Source organism: Winogradskyella litoriviva (assembly GCF_013249065.1).
GTDB classification, from domain to species: Bacteria; Bacteroidota; Bacteroidia; order Flavobacteriales; family Flavobacteriaceae; genus Winogradskyella; species Winogradskyella litoriviva.
In genome coordinates, this window is sequence record NZ_JABRWQ010000002.1 from 379,062 (window position 1) to 397,581 (window position 18,520).

An 18,520-nucleotide genomic window follows, 5' to 3' on the forward strand; every position below is an offset into this window, starting at 1 on the left:
CAGTATGTTAAGCAGTAATTTAAATCACAGTAAACATTCAATACAATAAAACAAAAGACCACAGCCAATAAATAAGCAACACCCATATTCCGACAACGTCGGAACCAACGATTTTCAGAAATAATGAGCAACACATAAAGTTAATTTACAACATCAAGGATTGAAAGACAATTAAAATAAAGACCCCAAAACATTAATGTCTTAGCGAATGGTGCTTTGACAAATGCGATAGCATTCAAGACTTCAGATTCAATATTAATTCAAACAGTATGTTAAACAGTAAACATTCAATACAATAAAACAAAAAACCACAGCCAATAAAAAAGCAACACCCAAATTCCGACACCGTCGGAAGCAACGATTTTTAGAAATAATGAGTCAGAACTATTAATAAAAACTCAAATCAAGGATGGAACCAACATATCAATTATAACCTTAAACACCCATGTATTAGCGAATGGTACCTTAAGTAATTTCCTAACAAATCGTTTTGATCTTTTGGTTCGTTTTGCATCAAGGCAAAATGAACATAAAATAAAGCAACACCCAAATTCCGACAACGTCGGAACCAACGATTTTCAGAAATAATGAGCAATACATAAAGTTAATTTACAACATCTAGGATTGGAAGACAATTTCAATAAAGAACCCAAAACATTAATGTCTTAGCGAATGGTGCTTTGACAAATGCAAGAGCATTCAAGAGTTCCGATTTAATAATTATTCAAACCGTATGTTAAGCAGCAAATAAGAAAGCAAAAACTAAAATCAAGAACAACAGAAAACAAGCAACACCCATATTCCGACACCGTCGGAACCAACGATTTTCAGAAATAATGAGCAACACATAAAGTTAATTTACAACATCAAGGATTGAAAGACAATTAAAATAAAGAACCCAAAACATTAATGTCTTAGCGAATGGTGCTTTGACAAATGCGATAGCATTCAAGACTTCAGATTCAATATTAATTCAAACAGTATGTTAAACAGTAAACATTCAATACAATAAAACAAAAAACCACAGCCAATAAAAAAGCAACACCCAAATTCCGACACCGTCGGAAGCAACGATTTTTAGAAATAATGAGTCAGAACTATTAATAAAAACTCAAATCAAGGATGGAACCAACATATCAATTATAACCTTAAACACCCATGTATTAGCGAATGGTACCTTAAGTAATTTCCTAACAAATCGTTTTGATCTTTTGGTTCGTTTTGCATCAAGGCAAAATGAACATAAAATAAAGCAACACCCAAATTCCGACAACGTCGGAACCAACGATTTTCAGAAATAATGAGCCAGAACTATTAATAAAAACTCAAATCAAGGATGGAACCAACATATCAATTATAACCTTAAACACCCATGTATTAGCGAATGGTGCTTTGACAAATGCGATAGCATTCACGAATTCCGATTAAAAAATATTAACCCATGAGTAATTTCCTAACAAATCGTTTTGATCTTTTGGTTCGTTTTGCATCAAGACAAATGCGATAGCATTCATGACTTCCGATTTAATAAAATAAAAATCACAGGAACTAAAATGAACATAATAATCTATAAATAACCCATGAGTAATTCCCTTACAAATCATTTTAATCTTTTAGGCAGCCTGTCCTGAGTATTACTGAAATGAAAATATATTTTCATTGAAAGTACCTTGTGCAACAAGCCGAAGGGTTTTGCATCAAGGCAAAGACCACAGCATTCACGACTTCCGATTTAATAATTAATCAAACTGTATGTTAAGCAGCAAATAAGAAAGTAAAAACTAAAATCAAGAACAACAGAAAACAAGCAACACCCAAATTCCGACACCGTCGGAACCAACGATTTTCAGAAATAATGAGCAACACATAAAGTTAATTTACAACATCTAGGATTGGAAGACAATTAAAATAAAGACCCCAAAACATTAATGTCTTAGCGAATGGTGCTTTGACAAATGCGATAGCATTCAAGACTTCAGATTCAATATTAATTCAAACAGTATGTTAAACAGCAAACATTCAATAAAATAAAACAAAAGACCATAGCCAATAAACAAGCAAAACCCATATTCCGACACCGTCGGAACCAACGATTTTCAGAAATAATGAGCCAGAACTATTAATAAAAACTCAAATCAAGGATGGAACCAACATATCAATTATAACCTTAAACACACATGTATTAGCGAATGGTACCTTAAGTAATTTCCTAACAAATCGTTTTGATCTTTTGGTTCGTTTTGCATCAAGGCAAAATGAACATAATAATCTATTAATAACCCATGAGTACTTCCCTAACAAATCATTTTAATCTTTTGGGTAGCCTGTCCTGAGCATTACTGAAATGAAAATATATTTTCATTGAAAGTACCTTGTGCAACAAGCCGAAGGGTTTTGCATCAAGGCAAAGACCACAGCATTCACGACTTCCGATTTAATAATTATTCAAACCGTATGTTAAGCAGCAAATAAGAAAGTAAAAACTAAAATCAAGAACAACAGAAAACAAGCAACACCCATATTCCGACACCGTCGGAACCAACGATTTTCAGAAATAATGAGCCAGAACTATTAATAAAAACTCAAATCAAGGATGGAACCAATATATCATTTATAACCTTAAACACCCATGTAATAGCGAATGGTACCTTAAGTAATTTCCTAATAAATCGTTTTGATCTTTTGGTTCGTTTTGTGTCAAGACAAATGCGAGAGCATTCATGACTTCCGATTTAATAAAATAAAAATCACAGGAACTAAAATGAACATAATAAATATTTTAAAAATAACCAACCCCCAATATTTTATAATAAAACCTATAATGAAGTGAATGAAGAAGCAAAAATATCCAATCCTCTTAACAATCAATAGCAAACAAAAAAAACAAAGAAACAAAAACAACACACCCCCTTTACACCCTAACCATAGTATTTTATATTAATTTTTAATACCTTTAAATCCTATTAAAATCAAATACTATGATAATCCTATACGCATTAATTGGCCTTGTTGTTTTGTTCGCATTTTACGGTGTTGGCGTTTACAACAGATTGGTAAAACTAAGCACACTTGTAGCCGAAGCCTGGAGTGGCATTGACGTGCAATTAAAAAAACGCTATAATTTAATCCCAAATTTAGTAGAAACTATAAAAGGATACGCCAGTCATGAAAAAGAAACCTTTGAAAATGTCACTAAAGCAAGAAACCAAGCACAAAATGCAACTTCCGTCGAAGGACAACAAACTGCCGAAAACCAACTCAACAAAGCATTATTAAACTTATACGCCGTCGCTGAACAATATCCTGATCTAAAAGCGAATGAAAACTTTTTAAACCTACAAAACGAATTATCAGTTATAGAAGCTGACATCGAAAAATCAAGACGCTATTATAATGGCACTACGCGCGATTATAACATTCTAATTGATTCGTTTCCTTCAAACATTATAGCAGGAATGAGTAACTTCAAAAAAGCAGAATTTTTTGAAATTGAACTAGAAGCAGAACGACAAAATCCACAAGTAAAATTCTAAGCATTGCGAAAACTCGTTGTAATTATTCTAATAGTGACCAATACATGGGCAATGTGGTCGCAAAGCGAAAAGGTCTTGTCTTTTCATTCAAATATAGTTGTAGACACCTCTAGCAGCATCACTGTACAAGAGTCCATTAAAATTTATGCCAATGGCACTATTTTCAAAAGAGGCATTACGCGGACCATCCCAACGGTAGGTATCGATAGTTTGGGACGTAAAGTAGCGCTCGATTTTAAAGTCCTAGCTGTAGAAAAAGAAGGAAGCGCCTCAAAATACCACACCAAAAAAGGACATGAAGAAACCACTATATATGTAGGCGACAAAGATGTATTTCTAAGTGAAGGCGAATACAACTATACCATTACCTATAGCATGAGCGGGCAAATTCGCTTTTTCGAAAATTACGACGAACTTTATTGGAATGTTAATGGATTCGGTTGGGCCTTACCTATTGGGCAGGTATCCAGCACCATCACACTGCCGCACAACGGTAATATTATTCAACAAGCTTGTTACACCGGACGCTATGGCAGCAATAGCTCTAACTGTAGCGCAACACCCTTATCCGAGCAAAGCATAAGGTTTACTGCAGATAATTTAAACCCTCGCGAAAACTTAACCGTAGCTGTAGGGTTTAGCAAAGGGGTGGTAAACCAACCGCCACCACCGCCACCACCAACATTTTTTCAAGCGTATGGCACGCTAATTTTAAGCGGATGCATCAGTTTAGCCCTCTTGTTTTACTACGGATTCACCTGGTTAAAATTTGGTGTAGACCCACCTAAACCTACTGTAATACCACAATGGAAAGTACCCAATGATATGACACCTGCTTCTGTAGGTATGATAGACAAGCTACGCTATCATAGCGATTTAATAACAGGCTCCATTTTAAATTTAGCCGTAAAAGGGTATCTTAAAATTGAAGAATATACAGAAGAACGGATTTTCGGATTATTTAAAAACAAATCCTTTATAATCCATAAACTAAAGGACAATTCAGGCATGCTCAATGCCGAAGAAAAAACACTCTTTATAAATTTATTCTCCGATACAAATAAAGTAACCTTAAATGGCAAGTATGATGCTGAAATAGAAACTGCAGTAACAGCCTATAGAACATCATTAAAAGACCAACATAACAGCATAATTTACCAAGGCTTTAATTTTAAATTTTGGATAATCCCAATCCTCACTATTATTGCTTATATCGTGTCTTTTATCATACTCATGTCAGAATACTTTAAAGGCAAAGACGACGTCACTATATTCACTGCTTTCCTAGTGTTTAATATAATATTCTTTTTAATTTACCAATACTTAATACGAAAACCGAGTATCGAAAAATTAAAACTAAAAGCAACCATTGACGGATTTAAAATGTACATGAGTGCTGCTGAAGAAAAACAAATTGCTCACTTTAATCCACCCGATTTAACACCTGCAATTTTTGAAAAACTATTGCCTTATGCCATTGTATTAGGTGCTGAAGATGTCTGGGGCGAAAAGTTTCAGAACCTCATCAACAAATCTATGATGGACCAACGGTATCAACCCACTTGGTATGTAGGGCATGTGTCTAACTTCTCAACCTTTAACCATACCTTAAATGCGTCCTTGTCCAATTCCATTAGCAAGTCAGCGACACCACCATCAAGTAGTGGTTCGGGTGGCGGCGGATTCTCTGGCGGTGGCGGAGGAGGCGGAGGCGGTGGTGGCTGGTAGTTGCCAAGTTATAGACGCACAATCTAATCCGTTGCTATATATTCTATGGTTATATATTAAAGTACGTTAACGGTTATGGTATGCCGGATTCATACGCATAGCTAATGCGTTCGAGTATGCCGCTAATTTTACGGTAAATAATGACATCAGCATCATAACGCTTAACCATTTTTTTAGCTTTAATAATAGCCGTACGTTGCTTACGATGTTTTGACGTCACACGTTTATTACCTTGGCGTCTTACCGCCCAACCATCTTCATAAGGAACCACATGCTGATGCCATGTTCGTTTTCTGGTAGGACTACAAAACTTGTATATAATCTCGCAATTTAGCCAGAGTATATTAACTATTTTTATGAAGAGGTCTGCAAAGTAGATTAAACTCTGTTATTACTACTCAACGTTTTAATGAGAAATGCCCACGGTATGTTTTACCATTTTGTCTTTCTAAAATAAACCAATAATCATTAGAAGGCAAAACACTGCCATTATATGTTCCACCCCAACCAATATCTGTCGGTCTTAGTTGTTTCACTAATTTTCCGTAACGATCAAAAATGTAGATTTTGTTATTAGGCTCTCTAATGGAGTTTATTATTTGCCAAGTATCATTGTACCCATCATTATTGGGTGTAAAAAATTTGGGGTAATATAGAAGATAAACAGATTCTGTAACAATGCCACAACCATTTTTATCTCTTACATAAATGGTATATTCATCAACTGAAAGATTTGTAAATTCATTAGAGTCCTGATAAAGCAATCCATCAAGTGAATATTCATAATCCCCATCTCCTTCAACAAAAACTGTAATTGAATTGTCATTTTGTGTCCAATCTACAGTTTCAATACCTGTGATAGTAGCACTATTGGAATTCGAAACTGACACAGTTTTAGTAGTACTACAACTTAAGTTGCCATAAATATTAGTCGCTGTTATTTCATAAGCTCCTGTTGTAGCTACAATAATTGACTGACTCGTTTCTCCTGTTGACCAAAGATATTCGTCATAGCCACTATCAGCGATAATTTCCAACGTATTTTCTTCACAAATAAACCATTGATCTTGCATCTCCAATATAGGTTGTTCATTAACGATAATTTGAAAAGAAGTCGTAGTATAGCAATCTGAATAATCATTGTTTTCCAATCTTACATAAATAGTCTGCGGATTTTCAGTATTTGTATAATTTTCTGATATCGTGTTTGTATTGTTTTCTGCGTTTGTTAGAGTTAAATGATAGGTTATAGTATTATCCATATCAGATTGACCATTAAGAATTATTGAATTTTGAACACTTAAATCAAAAGCCTCTATACCATCATTAGTTTCATCGTCACATACCAAAATATCTTCTGGTTGATTGGCTATAGGCAAATAATGCACACCTAATTCAAAAGTCGTAATTTCAAAGCAATCAGGGTTATTGACATTTTGTATTTTTGCAAAAATAGTTTGGGAACTTGAACTAACTATATAACTATTCGAAAGTGGATTCATATTATTCTGAGCATCCATATTATTTTCAAAATAAAAAACTTCAAATTTACTTTGGGATTGTCCATTTAATATTTGAGAATCGTAATAGGATAGCAAAAAAATATGTTCTCCATCATTACCTATATCATCACAGACAAAATCATTAGCAATAGGATTTGCCGTCGGTTGCTCGCTAACTATAAAGTTAATTGTAGTTTCATCATAGCAAATAGCGCTTAACTGATTTTCTACTCTAGCAGTCATTGTTTGAGTATCGGTGATAAATGGATTAGGCAATGGACTTGGTAGTAGATTTCCACTCTCATCAATATAAGTTACTATCATTCCCGTTTGTCCATTTAAAACAGAAGCTTCTACATTAGAGGTGTCGAAAGCAAATTGTCCATCGTTATCATCGTCACATTCTATAAAATCAGAGACAGCATAGGCAACCACAGCAGAACCTACTGTAAACATAATCTGTGTTTCATCGAAACAAGCACCATCGAGGTCTAGTGAGGTGGCATTGGTAACTCTTGCTGTAATAGTTTGTGTTGCTGTTGAAAAAGGATTTGGTAATGGACTTGGTAAAGGATTGCCTAAACCGTCAAAATATGCAATAATAACATTAGTTTGCCCATTAAGTAATGTTGTTTCAATATTAGATGTGTCAAAAGCATAAATGCTGTCACCATCGTCATCACATTGCTCAGAAACCACAACGGAATGTGCTATTGGAACGGTTTCTACGTGCAAAGTTATGTGGTGCCCTAAACCCAAACAGTCGTTGTCTAAAGCACTGTCTACACGAATAAATACATCTTGCTGATTAGGATAACCAATATTTTGATAATTAGTAATATTTGTAATGGGATTGATTTCTGATAATGCATCGGCTTGATTGCGGTAATAATTTATAATGAGTTGTTGTCCTACCGGAAATAGTCCCTGAATTTCGGTATTTACCAAACCAAGGTCAAAGGTCGCAATACCATCTGTAGTATCTGGTCCATGATCACACTGATAAAAGTCTCGTGTATAAGTATTAGGTATTTGAGTGGTAGAAACCACTAAGTTAACTTGGGATGTTATATAGCAATTATTTAAATTTTCTAGCCGAGCCCAAACCATATCTATACTAACAGTTTGGTTCGTATAAGTAGTTGTGTTTGTTATTGGATTGTTTCCACTTTCGGCATCAGATTGAGTCTCATAAAAGCTAATAGTTTCATTTAAATGGTTGGTAGATATTTCAGCATTAACTTCTGTTAGATTGAATATTGAAAAACCATCTAAATCATCATCGCATTGCCTCAAATTTACAATTGCAGCGACAGTAGGTAATTCAAAAACCTCGATTGAAAATGAAGTTTGTTCCACACAATTTGAATAATTGTTATTAACCACTTGAACATAAATTGTTTCTGTTGGATTAGTATTTTGGTAGGCAGAAGGGGTGTTAATTTGATTTGTTAAAGCTGAATCTGTAAAATAACTAACCGTAAAATCAATTGCTGATTGTCCATTTAAGATGGTTGCTTCATTTTGTGTTAAATCAAATTCTATGATACCATCTACATCTGTACCGAGGCTAGTATTATCACAAAAAGACAAACTTGGAATATCATTAACAGGTGTTGGTGATTCAAATACTTGTATGTTAAAAGTTGTAGTAGCTTCGCAGTCTGCATTATTGATGTTTTTTACACTAGCAATTATGGTCTGTGAAGTATAAGTTGTTGTGTTGGTGTAATTGCCTGGGTCTGTGATAGGATTATCATTCATATAATCTGTCATAGATGTATAATAGGTTACATCGAATATAGATGTGCTTTGTCCATTTAAAATAGAGCTTTCATTTTGAGTTAAATCAAAACTGTAGAAGCCATCATTATCATCATCACAGATTAATATATCTTGCGGTTGGGTTGTTGTAGGTTGTTCGTATATGATCACTGTAATTGTCGATGAAGCGGTTTCTGCATCTATCGTTACATTAACCGATACCTCATAAGTTCCAGGTGCAGAAAACACATGAGTAGGTGCTAAATCTGTTGAGGTATTATTCGTTCCAGAGGCTAGATCATCAAAATTCCAAGTGGCACTATCCACCAAATCTACCAAATTAAAAGAGGTACTTTCTCCAAAGCATACATTTTGAAATTCTATGTCATCAATTCTAAAAAAAGATTGAATAAAGGGAGGCAATCCAAGTTGTCCAGTTCTTCCTTCTAAAAATACAGCATCCGTTATATAATTACATCCAAGACCAACTACATCTGGATTTTCAATTACATCTAAATACCCTGCAATCTTAGTAATGTACAACTTACTATCTGGTCCAAGTTGTATTGCAGAATAATTCATGGAATTATCAATTTGGATAAGAAATTCAGAATTAATAATGTCTGCACTACTGCCTGCATTCAAGTCATATTGATAAACTCTGCCACCATAACCACTTACATATAATACGTTACTACTGGGCGAAAACTCTACTCCATAAACCGCATTTACATTTGGTAAAATTGTTAGCGGATTAGAAACTGCACCTGTTGTAGGGTTGAAATCAAAAAGTTGAACTTCATCAAGACCTCCACGTCTTGCCGCAGCTACCTTACTACCATTTGGCGAAATTTTTATTTGTCCAATACTATCTTGTGCATCTGTAATAACTGTACCAGCAGCACTTATTATTGGAGTCGTATTAACACCAGATGCTGTAATCTCGTAAGCAATAAATTCATTACTATTAAGCTTATGACTTAATACCCAAAATCCTGTACCGCTACTATTCTTAACAGCAGTTAATTTTTCAGTAGTTGGCGTGTGCAACAGAATATTTTTATTTAAAGTTATACCCCCTAATCCGCCATCTAATGTCAAATCTACTTCGGAATATTGAATGCCGTTGGCTCCAATAAAACCTTGGTCAACAGTGAAAATATAGTAGACATTAGCGTCATTGGGCTTGGGTACTACGAGAGCCGAATGCGTACTAGACTCATGTCCGTTTAAACCCGTGCCATTTAACATAACGCCATGGTTTCTATTCCAAACGGTTACACCATCTGAATAAAACAATAAATTACCATTAGCGTCAGATATTGTAGAACACCCTTCAAGAGTGTTTAGTTGCCCATTCAACAATGCAACTGGGCTACCAGAATTAAAATCTAAACCTGCATTTTCCCCAAAATACCAAATATTGGCTTCTTTTTGACTGTAGCTAACATTTGATAGTAATAGTAGTATAAGTAGGTATAACCACTTCATGAAATTTTCTTTAAAATTTGTTACCAATCTATAGCAACTGTAAAGTTTAAATCTATACTTGGCTCATCTACAGTAATATTAATAGGTTGTGTATCTATATAATCTGCAATTGGCATTACTATCTCAGAAGGTGGGCCTAACATTAAATCTTGTGCAAACTCACCATCTGTATCTAAAAAGCCAATATATGCAGATACTTCGTCAATATTTACATATAAATCTTCATTTTGTAAATTCCAAGTTAGGCTACTCTCATTATAATGGGTTACGGAGCGGTACCAAAACCAAGATAAGCTCGGCGCACTAGGTCTTAAGCCAGTTAATAAATTTACAGGTGGTTTTAATAAACCGAAAGACACATCTGCCAAATGGTTAATGTTTGAGCTTGGAAACTCATCATCCCAAGTATTGCCCAAATTAAAAAAGCTGTTAAGTTGTATCTGCTCTAATTTAACAGCATTACCTCTAACCACATTTACCGTTATAGACTCTGTAACCTCAACATTGTCTGTGTTTTTTGCTGTGAAATATATGGTTTGCTGCCCTAAATTATTAAAGCTAAAATACCTAGGCGTTGCACTACCTAAATCATTATAATTAGTAACACTGGTCTCAAAATTATCTAAAGACACTTTAAGACTTTGCATTGGCTCATTAGCATTTACCATAACGTCTAATCTAGCATCTACCTCTATCTCTTCTATAGCGGATAAGGTTAATGTAAAATTAGACGGATCATCATCATCTGATGAGCTACAGGCTATATTTAGCAATACAAAAAGTCCTAATATTATTTTTTTCATTTTTACTTCAGTAATACAGATTCTTTGCATACCATTAGTTATTATTTATTTTAAGTTGTTAACTTCATGAAACTTTCATTTTCTAAAGCTATCGAGTCTATAGTAAGTTACAAACTTTCAGGACTACTTTTCTTTTAAAAAATTTTAATTTTTGCTTTAAATTCTAAGGTTATATTAGTTTCTTTTAACAGCATTCAAGTTTTTAGAGTCAATTGCCTTTATTTTGCTGTTAATTTTTTCAACTATTGGTTTAGGTAATATATTCAGATTATTGTTATACAATATAGCCTTCCGATAATCTATAAGTGCTTCTTTCATTTTCCCTTCTAATTCTAATATATTCCCTCTTTGCCAATAAGCAAATGGATAGCCAGGAAGTTCTTCAATAAATATGTCTAATTCAATCTTTGCTTTAGTTAAATTCTTCTCTAAAATGTATGAAGTTACTTTACTCATTCTAGGGTCAGGATTTTTAGGGTTCAAGCTAATTGATTTATCAAAAAACGCCCTACTCAATTCATATTTTTGAATACGTAGATAGGCATAACCTAATTCGTTGTGAGCAATACCATTAACTCCTGTTCCGCAATTCCCAAGACTATCTAACTCTATTGCTTTTTCAAGTAAATTAATAGATTTATTATAAGCTCCATGAGTAATATACTGATGAGCTTTTTTATATAGAGTGTTTGGTGTTTTAGTTTGTGAAAATGTCATTTGGCAAAATAAAACGGTAATAATTAGTAATACCTTATTCATAATTCATTAAAATTTAAATGTAACAAAAGTAAGTTAATGATATTTGTAGCCATTATCAATATGTAATTGACCTTTCTCAATAATTTTTTTATTTTTAATTACTAAAAAGTTGGTGTATTCCAATAAATAATTACCAGTATATTTATTGCCTTTTACAACTAATTCTTCATTGTTTTTAAAATATACACGAAAAGCATGATAATTATTAAGGGAATTCAAGTCAAACATTATCTCTTGTTTCCCTGTTTTAATGTTGTAGACATATACTTTATTGTGAAATAGATAAGTAATTAGCTTGCCATCTTTTGAGATTACTGGAGAATAAATGCCTTTACATTCAAATACTTTGGTATGCAGTTTTTTATTTTTAATATCTAAAACATAAGCCCACCCTTTAGATGAAAACACTAAAATATCATTTTTAGAAATAGGGTGTTCAGAAATTCCATAATTCCCTTTAGGTAAATTATCAATTAGGATAGTTAATTCATTAGATTTTAAATTAATGCGTATCAATTCTGTTGTACTGTTTTTAGTATCGGTAGTTCGAAATGCCATTAAATAATTGTTATCATATCCAATAAACCAGTATTTAAATGCCTTGTTTATGTTTGTAAACGATAGTTCATTAATGATTTCGTGGTGTTTATTCATAACAATGAAAACCGAAGTACTATCTTTTTCTATAACTCCAAATGAGTCTGTATGATTACGCCTATCTAAATCACAATTATAAATAAAATTACCGCTATAAACTTCGTAAGCATTTTTTTTACCAATACTCAAAGGGTTACAAGTTTCTTCTTTAAACAAATATTCGGTATTGTAAAAAAATGAATTATCTATCATTTTATTGTTACTGCATCCAAAAATTAAAATCACTACAAGTATTAAAATAAAATTATTACTTTTCATAATCATAAACTCTTATTCATTATAAATCACTACACCAGGAAATCTATTAGGTGCAGGAATACCAAAAGCTAGAAATGGATTTAATCCAACACCTTCAATAGCGCCAAGAACCGATACACACACGTACAAAATGATAGGCTCCTTATAACCCAAAACCTTAAAAATGGCCTGTATAAGTTGCTGAATAGCGTCAATAAGATGCTTTTGTTTTGGCATAGCTTTGCTTAATCTCCCAGCTAAGATAAGTCTAAATAGTATTAACCGCCGACGTCGAAAACCAAAACCAATTAAATATCCATCAATTTTACCTCAAACAGACCCTAAATAGACCTCAGCACTCCTTCGGGTTTCCCTCGGGTCTCCTTCGGGTATGCGTCGGGTATGCGTCGGGTATGCGTCGGGTTAGCTATACTTTTTTCCTACAAAAATTATAGATTACAATAATAACACCTATATCTGCATAATAAACCACAGATTAGCAACAGTAAATTAACACAACAAACTAAAACACTATAAAAACAAAAAGCCCTTGTATAAACAAGAGCTTTTTAATTATAAAATAAGATGAAGGTTACACCAATTTAAAATCCAACAACAACTCTCCTTCTATAGAGGCTTGCAAATGATCACCTTTAACATTAGTGCCTTTACCAGCAGCAGGTGTACCTGTAAATATAAGATCACCTTCTTCTAAAGTCATAAACGTAGACACATACGCAATGATTTCAGCAAAACTATAAATCATAAGACTGGTATGCCCTACTTGTTTTTGTGCACCGTTTATTTTTAAATCAAAATTAATAGCTGCCAAATCTGGGAAGTTAGAAACTGGTTTAAAGTTAGAGATTGGTGATGCACCATCAAAGCCTTTTGCCAAAGCCCAAGGCCCTTTATTGGCTCTACTTGCCGCTAATACATCTGCTGCTGTATAATCAATACCCACAGCAATCTCTGAGATATAAGCGTTAGCATCTTCTAGACTGATGTTTTTACCTTGTTTACCTATTTTAGCCACAAGTTCTACCTCGTACACCAATTCATTGGTCACACTAGGGAAATCTATAGATTTATTATCTGTAACTAAAGTAGATTCTGGTTTTGTAAATATAGTTTGTGCACCTGTTTTTGCTGCACTAAGTTCCGATTTATCGTTTACGTAGTTTTTACCAATGCCAATGATTTTCATGCTAATAAGATTGTTTAGTTTTTAATAGCGTAAAGGTAAGGAATGGTAGTGAAACCAAATACCACAAAATGATAATTTTAATACATAAAAAAGACGCCAAGCATTTGTGGTTTAGAAATTATAAAATAGCTTTGTTTAGAAAGCTAAAACCACCAAATGATTAAAACCAACTTAAGTCTTCTTTTTACAGTGTTCTTATGTTTTGCAAGTACGGCTCAAGAACATATTAAGCCACCAATGCAATTAAAATCTATAGCTTCGGTATGGGATTTAGACAAGGCTAACAAACAAGGTACGTTTAAAATAACACCTTATAAACCCATCTACTTTTCGGCTTCTCGGTGGTCCGACAGCCCTAATCAATTGCCGTATAGTGAAAACAGTGATTACACCTTAACAGATCCTGTGGACTACAACAGTATGGAAATAAAATTTCAGCTCAGTTTTAAAACCAAGTTAGCAGAGTCTATTTTGTTTGGTGAAGGCGATTTGTGGGTAGGCTTTACACAAGTGGCGCATTGGCAGATTTATAATACGGATATTTCTAGACCCTTTAGAGAACTCAATTATGAACCCGAATTAATATTAACCTATCCATTAAACCTAAAGTTAGCTGGACTGACTTTAAAAATGGCAAGTGTGCGTTTAAACCATCAGTCTAATGGACGCGACTTACCACGTTCACGTAGCTGGAACCGCGTAATCTTTAATTTAGCCATGGAATGCAAAAACCTCACCTTATATTTAAGTCCTTGGATAAGAGTACCAGACGATGAAGACGAAAACCCTTTGATTACAAGCTACATAGGCAACGGCAGAGTTACTGCTATTTATAAACTAAAAAAGCATACCTTTTATGCTATTGCTACCAATACCTTTACGCTAAACGATAATCGCGGTAGCCTACAATTTAACTACCTCTACCCTATTAATGATAATCTTAATTTACATGCCCAAATGTTCTCGGGTTATGGCGAAACCTTAATAGACTATAACCATTACCAAAATACAATTGGCATAGGCGTGTCGTTTTCTAATTGGTAAGTAAACACCTTATGGCAATTATAGCTTGTATAACAAGAAACCTTTACACACAACTAATAACCAAGTTTAAAGCTTCACAAAAAATTAAGAACTAAATCCTTACCTTTGCAACTTTGCTAAAACAAAGAACGATTTTAAGACATCTATGAGCCAATTCAACGATTCTATTGAAGTAAAAGGAGCACGCGTTCACAACCTTAAAAATATAGACGTTACCATTCCTAGAGAAAAACTTGTGGTTATTACAGGTTTATCTGGTAGTGGCAAATCTTCATTGGCTTTTGATACCATATATGCTGAAGGCCAACGTCGTTATATTGAAACGTTTTCGGCTTATGCACGTCAGTTTTTAGGAAGTTTAGAACGCCCAGATGTTGATAAAATCGATGGGCTATCACCCGTAATTGCCATAGAACAAAAAACAACCAGTAAGTCACCACGTTCTACCGTAGGAACTATTACTGAAATATATGACTTTTTACGTTTGCTCTATGCCAGAGCTGCCGATGCTTACAGTTTTGAAACTGGTGAGCAAATGGTAAGCTACAATGATGAACAAATCAAAGATCTAATCTTAGAGTCTTATAAAGGCAAACGCATTAATATTTTATCGCCTGTAATAAGGTCGCGTAAAGGGCATTACCGAGAGTTGTTTGAGCAAATTGCCAAGCAAGGTTTTGTAAAAGTAAGAACCGATGGTGAGATTGTAGATATAGAAAAAGGTATGAAGCTAGATCGTTACAAAACTCACGATATTGAGATTGTAATAGACCGCTTAAAAATTGACGAATCTCAAGATAATGAGAAGCGTTTAATGGAATCTATAAATACAGCCATGTATCATGGTGAGGATGTGTTGATGGTAATAGACCAAGACACCAATGAACCACGTTTTTTTAGCCGGAATTTAATGTGTCCATCGTCTGGCATATCATACCCAAACCCAGAACCCAACAACTTCTCTTTTAACTCTCCAAAAGGGGCTTGTTCTAATTGTAATGGTATTGGTGAATTGTATGTGGTTAACGACCAAAAGTTGGTGCCAGATGAGTCACTATCTATAAAAAACGGTGCCTTAGCACCACATGGTCCACAAAAGAAAAGCTGGATTTTTAAACAGTTTGAAACTATAGCACAGCGTTTTGAATTCTCTTTAAACGATGCCTGGAAAGACATCCCAGAAGAAGCTAAAAACGTTATTTTACATGGTGGCAAGGATCAATTTACAGTAGAGAGTAAACTATTAGGTGTTTCTAGAGATTATAAAATAGATTTTGAAGGCGTTGCCAATTTTATTGAAAGTCAATACAACTCTAACTCCACATCATTAGTCCGATGGGCTAAAGAATATATGGACAAAATAGAATGTCCGGTTTGTGAAGGATCGCGCTTACGAAAAGAATCCCTTTACTTTAAAGTGGATGGCAAAAGTATTGCCGATTTGGTGCATATGGATGTTGTAGAATTAGACCTGTGGTTAGAAAATCTCACCGAGCGTCTTACCCCTAAACAACAACAAATTTCTTCAGAAATTATAAAAGAAATAAAAAGTAGAGTGCAGTTTTTACTCGATGTTGGTCTTACCTATTTATCATTAAACCGCAGTTCTAAATCACTATCTGGAGGCGAAGCCCAACGCATACGGTTAGCCACGCAAATAGGCTCGCAATTGGTTGGTGTGTTATATATTTTAGATGAACCAAGTATAGGCTTACATCAGCGCGATAACGAAAAACTGATTAATTCTTTAGTATCGCTTAGAGATGTTGGTAATTCTGTAATTGTGGTTGAGCATGATAAAGACATGATAGAACGTGCTGACCATGTCATAGATATTGGGCCTTTTGCTGGTAAACATGGTGGCGAAATTATTAGTGAAGGCACACCCGAAGACCTAATAAAACAGCATACCTTAACCGCTGCCTATCTTAACGGTGAGAAGGCAATTGAGATTCCTAAAGTTAGAAGAAAAGGCAACGGAAAACAACTGGTATTAAAAGGGTGCACAGGGAACAACCTAAAAAATATAGATGTAGCGTTTCCACTAGGTCAAATGATTGGTGTAACTGGTGTTTCTGGGAGTGGGAAATCGACCTTAATTAACGAAACGCTTTACCCTATCTTAAATGCACACTATTTTAATGGTGTTAAAAAACCAATGCCTTATAAAAGCATTAAAGGCTTAGAGCATTTAGATAAGGTTATAGATATTAATCAGTCGCCTATTGGTAGAACACCAAGAAGTAATCCGGCAACCTACACCAAAACCTTTGATGAAATAAGGAGTTTGTTTTCTAAGATTCCTGAAGCAATGATACGTGGGTACAAACCTGGGCGCTTTAGTTTTAATGTAAAAGGCGGACGTTGCGAAACTTGCCAAGGTGGTGGCTTGCGTGTTATTGAAATGAATTTCTTACCAGATGTTTATGTAGAATGTGAAACCTGCCAAGGCAAACGATTTAACAGAGAAACTCTCGAAATTAGATACAAAGGAAAATCAATAAGTGATGTCTTAAATATGACGATTGAGGAAGCTGTTAGTTTCTTTGAGCACATCCCTAAAATCTATAGAAAACTAAAAACTATTGAAGACGTCGGACTGGGCTATATTACACTTGGCCAGCAGAGTACCACGCTTTCTGGTGGTGAAGCCCAACGTATTAAGTTAGCTACAGAATTAAGCAAGCGAGATACAGGTAATACCTTTTATATTTTAGACGAACCCACAACAGGTTTACACTTTGAAGATATAAGGGTTTTAATGAAAGTACTTAATAAGCTTGCAGACAAAGGGAATACGGTGTTGATTATAGAGCACAATCTCGATGTTATAAAAACGGTAGACTACATTATAGATATTGGTTATGAAGGAGGAAAAGGTGGCGGAAATGTTGTTGCCAAAGGTACACCAGAACAACTCGTAAAAGACAAAAAGAGTTACACAGCAAAATTTTTGAAAAAAGAATTGAATTAACAATATATTGTAATTTGTCTTTGCCCTAATAACCATAAAAATACTAAATTAGCGAGTTGTCAAAATTAGTGACACAAGAATATACTAAGATAACTACAGAACAAAATTATATATGCATAGAGAAAGTAAAAGTAAAGGCTGGAATGAAATAAAAACAAATGACTCTTGGGCGATTTTTAAAATCATGGGAGAGTTTGTAAACGGCTACGAAAAACTAAGTAAAATAGGACCTTGTGTCTCTATTTTTGGATCAGCAAGAACTAAACCAGACCATAAATATTATAAACTAGCAGAAGAAGTAGCTGAAAAAATAGTAGACCAAGGCTATGGTGTTATAACAGGAGGTGGACCAGGTATTATGGAAGCTGGAAACAAAGGCGCACATATTGCTGGTGGAACTTCAGTAGGTTTAAATATTGAATTACCTTTTGAACAACATGACAATCCTTACATTGATAGCGACAAGAGTTTAGATTTTGACTATTTCTTTGTTAGAAAAGTGATGTTTGTAAAATACTCTCAAGGGTTCGTTGTAATGCCAGGCGGCTTTGGAACTTTAGATGAATTATTTGAAGCTATTACCTTAATACAAACCCATAAAATAGAAACCTTTCCTATTATTTTAGTAGGCAGAGAATTCTGGGAAGGTCTAATGGATTGGGTTAAATCTACCTTGTTAGGTGCTGGTAATATCAGTGAAAAAGATTTAGACCTTATTCACCTTGTAGACACAGGTGATGAAGTTATTGAAATATTAAATACATTTTATAAAGAATACGACCTGAGTCCTAACTTTTAAGAAAACCTTTTTTTTAATTCAC

General features: G+C 34.2%; 12 protein-coding genes. 5 read left to right on the forward strand and 7 right to left on the reverse strand.

The window, feature by feature from the left end; genetic code table 11:
* The first annotated feature begins 2,978 nt into the window (after window positions 1–2,978).
* A complete protein-coding gene (locus HNV10_RS05640) occupies window positions 2,979–3,533 on the forward strand; it encodes a LemA family protein (protein WP_173300347.1) in 555 nt (184 codons plus the stop codon).
* A gap of 3 nt (window positions 3,534–3,536) precedes the next feature.
* Entirely contained in the window at window positions 3,537–5,261 is a 1,725-nt protein-coding gene (locus tag HNV10_RS05645) for a DUF2207 domain-containing protein (RefSeq protein ID WP_173300348.1), read from the forward strand.
* Window positions 5,262–5,334: 73 nt separating this feature from the next.
* Here the strand turns inward: HNV10_RS05645 and HNV10_RS05650 are convergent, their stop codons facing one another.
* From HNV10_RS05650 to HNV10_RS05680, 7 genes are all read right to left on the reverse strand, one after another.
* Window positions 5,335–5,532, reverse strand: a complete 198-nt coding sequence (locus HNV10_RS05650; protein WP_317166884.1) for a DUF2188 domain-containing protein — start codon at window positions 5,530–5,532, stop codon at window positions 5,335–5,337.
* Window positions 5,533–5,659: 127 nt separating this feature from the next.
* Window positions 5,660–10,018 (reverse strand): T9SS type B sorting domain-containing protein, encoded by a 4,359-nt coding sequence (locus tag HNV10_RS05655; protein WP_173300349.1) that lies wholly within the window; start codon window positions 10,016–10,018, stop codon window positions 5,660–5,662.
* 20 nt (window positions 10,019–10,038) lie between these two features.
* Window positions 10,039–10,821 (reverse strand): hypothetical protein, encoded by a 783-nt coding sequence (locus HNV10_RS05660; protein WP_173300350.1) that lies wholly within the window; start codon window positions 10,819–10,821, stop codon window positions 10,039–10,041.
* A 174-nt stretch (window positions 10,822–10,995) separates the two neighbouring features.
* Complete coding sequence (locus HNV10_RS05665) at window positions 10,996–11,580, reverse strand: tetratricopeptide repeat protein (RefSeq protein WP_173300351.1); 585 nt, start codon at window positions 11,578–11,580, stop codon at window positions 10,996–10,998.
* Window positions 11,581–11,613: 33 nt separating this feature from the next.
* On the reverse strand, window positions 11,614–12,495 hold the full coding sequence (locus tag HNV10_RS05670) for a TolB-like translocation protein (protein WP_173300352.1): 882 nt from the start codon (window positions 12,493–12,495) through the stop codon (window positions 11,614–11,616).
* A 12-nt stretch (window positions 12,496–12,507) separates the two neighbouring features.
* Window positions 12,508–12,711, reverse strand: coding sequence for a hypothetical protein (locus tag HNV10_RS05675; RefSeq protein ID WP_173300353.1), 204 nt, complete (start codon window positions 12,709–12,711; stop codon window positions 12,508–12,510).
* A gap of 355 nt (window positions 12,712–13,066) precedes the next feature.
* Window positions 13,067–13,681: a fumarylacetoacetate hydrolase family protein gene (locus tag HNV10_RS05680; RefSeq protein WP_173300354.1), complete on the reverse strand. Its 615-nt coding sequence runs from the start codon at window positions 13,679–13,681 to the stop codon at window positions 13,067–13,069.
* 156 nt (window positions 13,682–13,837) lie between these two features.
* Between HNV10_RS05680 and HNV10_RS05685 the strand changes: the two genes are divergently transcribed.
* The 3 genes from HNV10_RS05685 to HNV10_RS05695 all read left to right on the forward strand — a co-directional run bounded on the left by HNV10_RS05685 (window position 13,838) and on the right by HNV10_RS05695 (window position 18,498).
* The gene (locus tag HNV10_RS05685; protein WP_241695464.1) at window positions 13,838–14,725 is read left to right on the forward strand and encodes a phospholipase A; all 888 of its coding nucleotides are present in this window, start codon (window positions 13,838–13,840) and stop codon (window positions 14,723–14,725) included.
* Between the two features lie 145 nt (window positions 14,726–14,870).
* Window positions 14,871–17,699, forward strand: coding sequence for an excinuclease ABC subunit UvrA (gene uvrA, locus HNV10_RS05690; protein WP_173300355.1), 2,829 nt, complete (start codon window positions 14,871–14,873; stop codon window positions 17,697–17,699).
* A 112-nt stretch (window positions 17,700–17,811) separates the two neighbouring features.
* Window positions 17,812–18,498: an LOG family protein gene (locus HNV10_RS05695; RefSeq protein WP_173300356.1), complete on the forward strand. Its 687-nt coding sequence runs from the start codon at window positions 17,812–17,814 to the stop codon at window positions 18,496–18,498.
* Window positions 18,499–18,520 lie beyond the last annotated feature (22 nt).